This window comes from Pseudopedobacter sp., assembly GCF_040392825.1.
Taxonomy (GTDB): Bacteria; Bacteroidota; Bacteroidia; order Sphingobacteriales; family Sphingobacteriaceae; genus Pseudopedobacter.
The window spans coordinates 1-6,705 of the sequence record NZ_JBEBVH010000225.1 but is presented as its reverse complement, the minus strand read 5'-3'; the positions used below and the strand labels follow the sequence as shown (position 1 = coordinate 6,705).

The following is a 6,705-nucleotide window of genomic DNA, read 5'->3' as shown; positions in this document are numbered from 1 at the left end:
AAGACAAATTCGAGACAGCTTCGTACTTGCTCCAGGGTTTCTTCGAGATTCCTTCGACTGCGCTTCGGCAAGCGCCGAACGTTCCTCGAACCTTTATCGAAGATTCATCGAGCAGTACTCGAAGAAGGGACGGAGCAAGTACGAACCAAGCGCGAACCAAGTCCGGCACATGACGGACTTTTGCGGACTCTTACGGAGTTTTGTGGACTTTTATAGACTTTGGAAACAGGAAAATAATTTAACAAGAATTGTGTTGTTGGGAAGAGAGTCTAATTTAAGTATTCTAAAGCGAAAGTAAAAGTCAAATGGTGCTTTCTAAAAGGGAACAAGTATTGTAATCTACATTCACGAGCGTTATTTGTGTAATGTTGCTGTGGGATGATATTTTTACACTCCTTTCCCTTCGTTAAGACGGAAGGGGGAAGGAGTATTGTGTTTGCCGGTTCATTTTGTTGCTTGCTCAGATTGTGTTATTTCCGTCCGCTCTTCCCAAATACAAGCTAAATGAACAATTGTTCTTACAGCAGCTTCCATGTCCTGAATGCTAACCCATTCCTGTTTACTGTGAAAGGCATGTTCTCCGGCAAAGATATTAGGACAAGGTAATCCCATGAAAGATAACCTGGAACCATCGGTACCGCCTCGTATACTTTGTGGCTTTGGAGTTAAACCAGCTCTTCTTATGGCTTCTAAAGCATATTCACTTACTTCCGGGTGCTGAGCAATCACCTTTTTCATATTTCTGTATTGTTCCTTAACAACAAACTCTGCTTTTGCTTCCGGGTAATGCTTAAGAATGCGATTTGTAATTGCTTTAATTTCCTCCTCATGTTTAATAAGCAATGTGTCTTCAAAATCCCTGATTATAAAACTTATTATAGCTTTTTCGACTTCACCCTCAATTCTGGTTGGATGGATAAAACCTTGTTTTTTGTCTGTTGACTCAGGAGAAAGCCGATCTTTTGGTAATGCAGCGACAATTTCGCCAGCAATTTTAATAGCATTTGCCATCTTTCCTTTAGCAAAGCCGGGGTGTGCGCTTATACCATGAATAATTACTTCCATGCCGTCAGCAGAAAAGGTTTCATCTTCATAAGAGCCTAATGTTTCACCATCGACAGTATAGCCAAACCTTGCATCTAGTTTATGAAGATCTACCTTATCTACGCCCCGTCCAATTTCTTCATCAGGTGTAAACAAGATTTTTATATTGCCATGTTTTATTTGTGGGTTATTGACAAAATAGTGGGCCGCATCCATAATCTCGGCCACTCCCGCTTTATTATCAGCTCCAAGAAGCGTAGTCCCGCTTGCCGTAATTATGTCGTTTCCAATCTGCTCTTTAAGGTCCGGGTGTTCAGCCAGTTTTATAATTACGGATGTATCATCAGGAAGAATAATATCTTCTCCCTGATAGTTTTTATGGATAATTGGCTTAACATTAGCGCCGCTACAATCTGGAGAAGTATCCATGTGTGAACAAAAACATATTGTCGGTACATTTTTATCTGAATTAGAAGGAATCGTTGCATAGACATAACCATGCTCGTCTATTTCTGCGTCTTTAACACCTATCTCTAATAACTCTTTTGCTAATAGTTTTCCTAAATTTTTTTGTTTTTCTGTAGAAGGAACAGTAGCAGATAACGGGTCTGATTGTGTGTCTATCTGAACGTATTTTAAAAAGCGCTGAGTAACAGTGTGTTTTATGTTCATTTTGAAGAAATTACATTTTGATAAAAGAAAATTTTAAGATATTTTTAGCCAGCTTTTCTGGTAGAAAGATCTAATCTACAAAGATGGCTATTTACTTATTAAATTTTGTAATTTGAAAAGAACGCTTACTCTTATTGTTACGTTTTTTATTGGTGCTGCTAATGTCCTGGCCCAATCTCAGTTTTATAATATAGCGATTGGTGTAAACGCCGGATTGACAACTGCGTTTACGGGCTTGAATTATGACGAAGGTCTGGCAGCATTTAACAGTAACAAAAAGAGCCTGATGATAAACAAAGCTCCTTCTTTCGGTGTTTCCCTGGATTATTATTTTACGCCTTTTTTAAATGCGGGAGTTGAATATAACATCAATCAGTTGAAGGATGGGCCCGATAAGCATAACAGACAGTTTACCTCTGATTTTAGTACGATAGAGCTAAGAGCTGGTGTGGCATTGGGGCAATTTGTGGATTACAGGTATAATGATATACTTTATCTTCTGAGGGGATTAAACTTATCAATAGGTTATGGTATTCTTAGTGGTAAAAATAAGGTAAAACCGTTCATCCCAAATATAACTGTTGATAAGGGAGGGATTGATAAAACAAGCGACCTGAATATTCCCGAAAGCGAAAGAAAAATTTATAACCCTGCGGGATATAGGCAACATGCCGGAGATATAGGAAAGGAGAAATTGGAGAATGTGAGTGTAATACCTATTACCATAGGTTATAACCATGTTTTTTATAACCAGTATGATGAACAAAAAGTATTGTTAGGGGTTAATTTGAAAACTGTGTTTACCAGCTCTGACGATATTGATGGTTTTAATGATGATCCAAAGGTTTACAATAACAAAGCTAAAGATATGTACAGTGTCTTTGGAATCTCTCTTAAATATATGTTCGGTACCAGATCGTTGTACTATTAAGCCTTAGTGTATGGATGTGGAACTAATCAGAGAATACTGTATAGCAAAACAGGGAGTAACTGAAGGGTTTCCTTTTGATACGGAAACGCTGGTTTTTAAAGTGGAAGGAAAAATATTCCTGCTTATTAACCTGAATAATCCTGATAGTTTCAATGTGAAATGTGATCCTGAAGAGGCAATACGCTTACGTGAAGAATATAGCGAAGTTGTACCCGGATACCACATGAATAAAAAGCACTGGAACACTGTATATCTAAACGGTAGATTAAACAACCGACAATTATATAAAATGATTGATGACTCTTATTGGTTGGTAGTAAAAAGCTTGCCTAAGAAAATAAGAGACGTTTTTAATAACTTATAAGCGGTTACTCTCTAAATCTACCAGCCCTTTTTTTAAAGTAAAAATAACGTAATCCCTATTTCTATGTAATCTGGAAGCCAAATGGTTAATTAATTGATCTTCTTTTCCAGACTCAAAGAATAAGTCCTCATCTGTCAGATGGTTATACTTCCTTCTTAACTTTAAACTCAACTTTTCCCAATCCTTAATATCAATAGTAATATCGGCCATAAACATAAATTGAAATGTTTCTACACAAAAATAGAATAATACTGTTAAATATAAAGCGTTAATGTACTTATTAAATTACCTATGATTAAAATTATGAAAAACCTTAAAAAATGTATTCTTCTAATGTTTGTGGCAATGGGATTGTCGCACTCAGCTGCTTATGCACAATTCAATGTTGGTATAAAAGGCGGCCTTAATTATTCCACTATTAAGGCAAAAAACCAGGAAATTGATAAATCCGGAATTTTAGGATATAATCTGGGAGTTTGGGCCAGGGTTGGAAATGCTTTTTATCTGCAGCCGGAACTTTATCTGGGCTCTAAAGGTGCCGAATTAAAATTTGAAGAGAATGGTTCTTCTGTGGAACAAACAGGAAAAGTTAAATTCACAACTTTAGATCTTCCTGTTTTATTAGGAACCAAATTCGGTTTAACAAATTTCAATTTGCGGCTAATGGCTGGGCCATCTTTTCAATTTAATTTAGATACAGATGAAAGTGCTTTTAGTCAGGCTACCGATATAGACTTTTACAGATATAGAGATTTCGTTACAAATTTACAAGCAGGAGCAGGTGTTGATATAGGGAATATATCGGTAGATTTAAGGTACGAAACAGGCTTACAGGATATCAATAAAAACGACGGCCAGAAGCAAAATTTGGTTCATTTGAGTTTAGGCTGGAAAATACTGTAGGGGTATAAATACGCGAAAGATTCACGTTTAGCGAGATAATTTTGAGAAAGCATATTCAAAGGTTTAAAATCCTGTCATCTCAATGATGAAGCTAGATTTCTGCCTGCCAGCAGGCAGAAATCTACAGAAGTGTTTTCGAAAGAAATTCCTTACGGATGCTTTCGAATTGAGATATTTGAAATTTTTTAGCCTGATCTTTACTCGTTAATTAGGGAAGCATATTTTTCCCATGCATATATTTGGAACTGTTTTGGTTTTAAAATCCACAGTTTCTCCTGCCAGTGTTTCATTTGCCAGCAAAGCAAAAAGTATGGCTTCTTTTGCATCAGCACTTATTCCAAATTCCTCTATGTTTTTAAAATTCGCCAATGGAAGATGATGTTTCAGTCTATCCATAATCAAAGGGTTATGTATTCCTCCGCCACTTACAATCAAATCAAAACCTGTATCTAGGTTTTTTAAAGCTCGGGAAATACCCGTAGAAGTAAATTCGCAAAGTGTTGCTAAGATGTCAAATGAAGAAATTTTGGCATTTGTTTTTGCTATACAACTATCCAGATATTCCAGATTAAAAAGTTCAGGACCTGTGCTTTTCGGAAGTTTAGCTTCAAAAAATGGGTTTTGCATCAATGCAGTCAATAAGCTCTTATCTACAGTGCCTTTTTTAGCGTGTTCGGCGTCTTTATCAAAGTATAAGCCAAATTCTCTTTGCATAAACTGGTCTATTAAAGTATTACCGGGGCCTAAGTCTGACGAAAACACTTTTCCTGTTTTGGGTAAATAAGTGATATTTGCTATTCCGCCAATATTTAAAAGAACCGTATTTTTTTCGGCAGCATTAAAAAGCAGATAGTCGCCATAAACGGCCAAAGGAGCTCCTTCAGCTCCTGCTGCTATATTCTTCTGTCTAAAATCGCTTAGCGTTATAATTCCTGTTTTAACAGCAATATGGTCACCGTCTCCGATTTGAAGTGTTCCATTTGGATACTCTGGATTTTGATGCTTAATAAAAGGTGAATGAAATATCGTTTGTCCGTGACTTGCTATGGCATCTATCTGTAAATTCGTTATTTCCCATTTTTTTAAAGTTTGGTTGATATATTCTGCATGCACCAGACCGATTTTTTCGTTCATCAAACATAATAATTCAAGATCAACCATTTTTTTAGAGAATATTTTCTTGATCTCTTCTTTAAAAACGTTTGGATAAGGGACTGTTTCAAATTGAAGTAAGGTTACCCTGGTACTTAAACCGCTCCCTGAGAATTTGCATAATGCAATATCCAGCCCATCCAAAGAAGTGCCAGACATCAGGCCAATTATCAAACGCTCTTTTTTTTGAGCTATTTTATATAGCTTTTCGATGTTGTTCATTATAAGTTACCGGTTCATTAAGTTTCTGAATGGATGCCTTTGGCACATTAGTACAACATACCGCTTTTAACTTTCCGCCTTTTGCTTTTAGCCTTACTAGTAGCTCATTTCAATAATTTTTCTGGCATCGGCTGGGGTTAAAGAACGATGCTCGCCTATGCCATTTAATCCTCTTTTTATAAATGCTTCTTCGACAAATTTACCCGTATCGGTATAATCATCAGTATATTCAGAAAGTCTGGTCTTTATAGCCAATGAGTTGAAAAATTTTTCTGTTTTTTCAATTGCGGCATTTGCTTTTTCCAGCGTATCACCAGATTTGATTGCCCAAATTCGTTCGGCATATTGAGCTAGTTTTTCTTTTTTTGACCCTATATTGTACTCGTAATGACGGGGTGCAATAATGGCGAGTGTCCTCGCATGATCTATTCCATACAGCGCGGTTAGTTCATGTCCCATGGCATGTACAGCCCAATCTCCGGGAACTCCTTTTTGAATAAGTCCGTTGAGAGCCATGGTACAGCACCACATAAATTCAGATGCCATATTATAATCCGAAGGATCTGATATAATTTTAGGCGCAATTTCGATTAAAGTCTGCATAATGCTTTCTGCAAACCTGTCTTGTAGCAGTGCACCAATTGGATAGGTCATATATTGCTCTAAGACATGTGTAAAAGCATCTGTAATACCATTGGCAATTTGCCTTTGAGGAATAGACCTCACCACCTCCGGGTCAAGAATAGAGAACACGGGAAAGAGTCCGGGGCCTCCCATCCCCAATTTTTGCTTGGTTTCTTTTCTGCTGATTACAGAACTGGAATTCATTTCAGATCCTGTGGCAGGGAGGGTAAGAACTGTACCGAAAGGAATACCTTTATAGGTCCTGATGGACTTGGTTAAAATATCCCATGGCTCATTTCCTTCATATAAAGCCGCGGAAGACAAAAATTTGACACCATCTATCACAGAGCCGCCGCCAACGGCCAAAATAAAATTGATGTTTTCTTTCTTAATAATGTCCAGGGCATCTAGTAAAACACTATATTCTGGGTTTGCCGGGATCCCGCCGAATTCGAGAAAATCAAACTCTGCCAGTGTTTTTTTTACCTGGCTATAGATTCCATTTTTTTTAATACTACCGCTGCCATATACCATTAAGACTTTGGCATCTTTAGGAATTTCTGTTGCAATTTTTTTGATTTCGCCTTTTCCGAATATGATTTTGGTGGGATTTTTAAATTCGAAATTTAACATATTGAGGAAGATAAGTGTAAATCAAAGTTATCACAAAACGCAGATCAATACAATAACGTTTCGTGTAAATATTTACTTTTGTATTGTATGATTGAGATCGTTCTAAAAAAATCTAAAGAAAAGGCTGTGCTTCAAAGACATCCCTGGGTGTTTTCCGGTG

At 37.0% G+C, this 6,705-nt stretch carries 7 protein-coding genes; 3 read left to right on the top strand and 4 right to left on the bottom strand.

Annotated features, from left to right (window positions below; genetic code table 11):
• Positions 1–444: 444 nt before the first annotated feature.
• Complete coding sequence (gene pepT / locus ABWO41_RS14030) at positions 445–1,716, bottom strand: peptidase T (protein WP_353139248.1); 1,272 nt, start codon at positions 1,714–1,716, stop codon at positions 445–447.
• Between the two features lie 112 nt (positions 1,717–1,828).
• On the opposite strand from pepT, the gene ABWO41_RS14025 reads away from it, so the two are divergent.
• On the top strand, positions 1,829–2,647 hold the full coding sequence (locus ABWO41_RS14025) for a hypothetical protein (protein ID WP_353139245.1): 819 nt from the start codon (positions 1,829–1,831) through the stop codon (positions 2,645–2,647).
• Positions 2,648–2,657: 10 nt separating this feature from the next.
• Complete coding sequence (locus ABWO41_RS14020; protein WP_353139242.1) at positions 2,658–3,011, top strand: MmcQ/YjbR family DNA-binding protein; 354 nt, start codon at positions 2,658–2,660, stop codon at positions 3,009–3,011.
• Here the strand turns inward: ABWO41_RS14020 and ABWO41_RS14015 are convergent.
• Positions 3,006–3,221 carry a hypothetical protein gene (locus tag ABWO41_RS14015; protein ID WP_353139239.1) on the bottom strand — a complete coding sequence of 72 codons (216 nt, stop codon included), beginning with the start codon at positions 3,219–3,221 and terminating at the stop codon, positions 3,006–3,008. The genes ABWO41_RS14020 and ABWO41_RS14015 overlap by 6 nt on opposite strands.
• Before the next feature lie 93 nt (positions 3,222–3,314).
• Here ABWO41_RS14015 and ABWO41_RS14010 point away from each other — a divergent pair, with 93 nt between their 5' ends.
• Positions 3,315–3,914 (top strand): porin family protein, encoded by a 600-nt coding sequence (locus ABWO41_RS14010; protein ID WP_353139236.1) that lies wholly within the window; start codon positions 3,315–3,317, stop codon positions 3,912–3,914.
• A 204-nt stretch (positions 3,915–4,118) separates the two neighbouring features.
• Here ABWO41_RS14010 and ABWO41_RS14005 read toward each other — a convergent pair whose 3' ends face one another.
• Together ABWO41_RS14005 and ABWO41_RS14000 are read right to left on the bottom strand one after the other, a co-directional pair.
• Positions 4,119–5,288: an anhydro-N-acetylmuramic acid kinase gene (locus ABWO41_RS14005; RefSeq protein ID WP_353139233.1), complete on the bottom strand. Its 1,170-nt coding sequence runs from the start codon at positions 5,286–5,288 to the stop codon at positions 4,119–4,121.
• Between the two features lie 96 nt (positions 5,289–5,384).
• Positions 5,385–6,545: an iron-containing alcohol dehydrogenase gene (locus tag ABWO41_RS14000; protein ID WP_353139230.1), complete on the bottom strand. Its 1,161-nt coding sequence runs from the start codon at positions 6,543–6,545 to the stop codon at positions 5,385–5,387.
• Between the last annotated feature and the right edge of the window lie 160 nt (positions 6,546–6,705).

Excerpts from the sequence above, each read along its gene's own strand:
- pepT (WP_353139248.1), bottom strand. The coding sequence starts at position 1,716 with ATGAACATAAAACACACTGTTACTCAGCGCTTTTTAAAATACGTTCAG.
- ABWO41_RS14020 (WP_353139242.1), top strand. The coding sequence starts at position 2,658 with ATGGATGTGGAACTAATCAGAGAATACTGTATAGCAAAACAGGGAGTA.
- ABWO41_RS14015 (WP_353139239.1), bottom strand. The coding sequence starts at position 3,221 with ATGGCCGATATTACTATTGATATTAAGGATTGGGAAAAGTTGAGTTTA.
- ABWO41_RS14010 (WP_353139236.1), top strand. The coding sequence starts at position 3,315 with ATGAAAAACCTTAAAAAATGTATTCTTCTAATGTTTGTGGCAATGGGA.
- ABWO41_RS14005 (WP_353139233.1), bottom strand. The coding sequence starts at position 5,288 with ATGAACAACATCGAAAAGCTATATAAAATAGCTCAAAAAAAAGAGCGT.
- ABWO41_RS14000 (WP_353139230.1), bottom strand. The coding sequence starts at position 6,545 with ATGTTAAATTTCGAATTTAAAAATCCCACCAAAATCATATTCGGAAAA.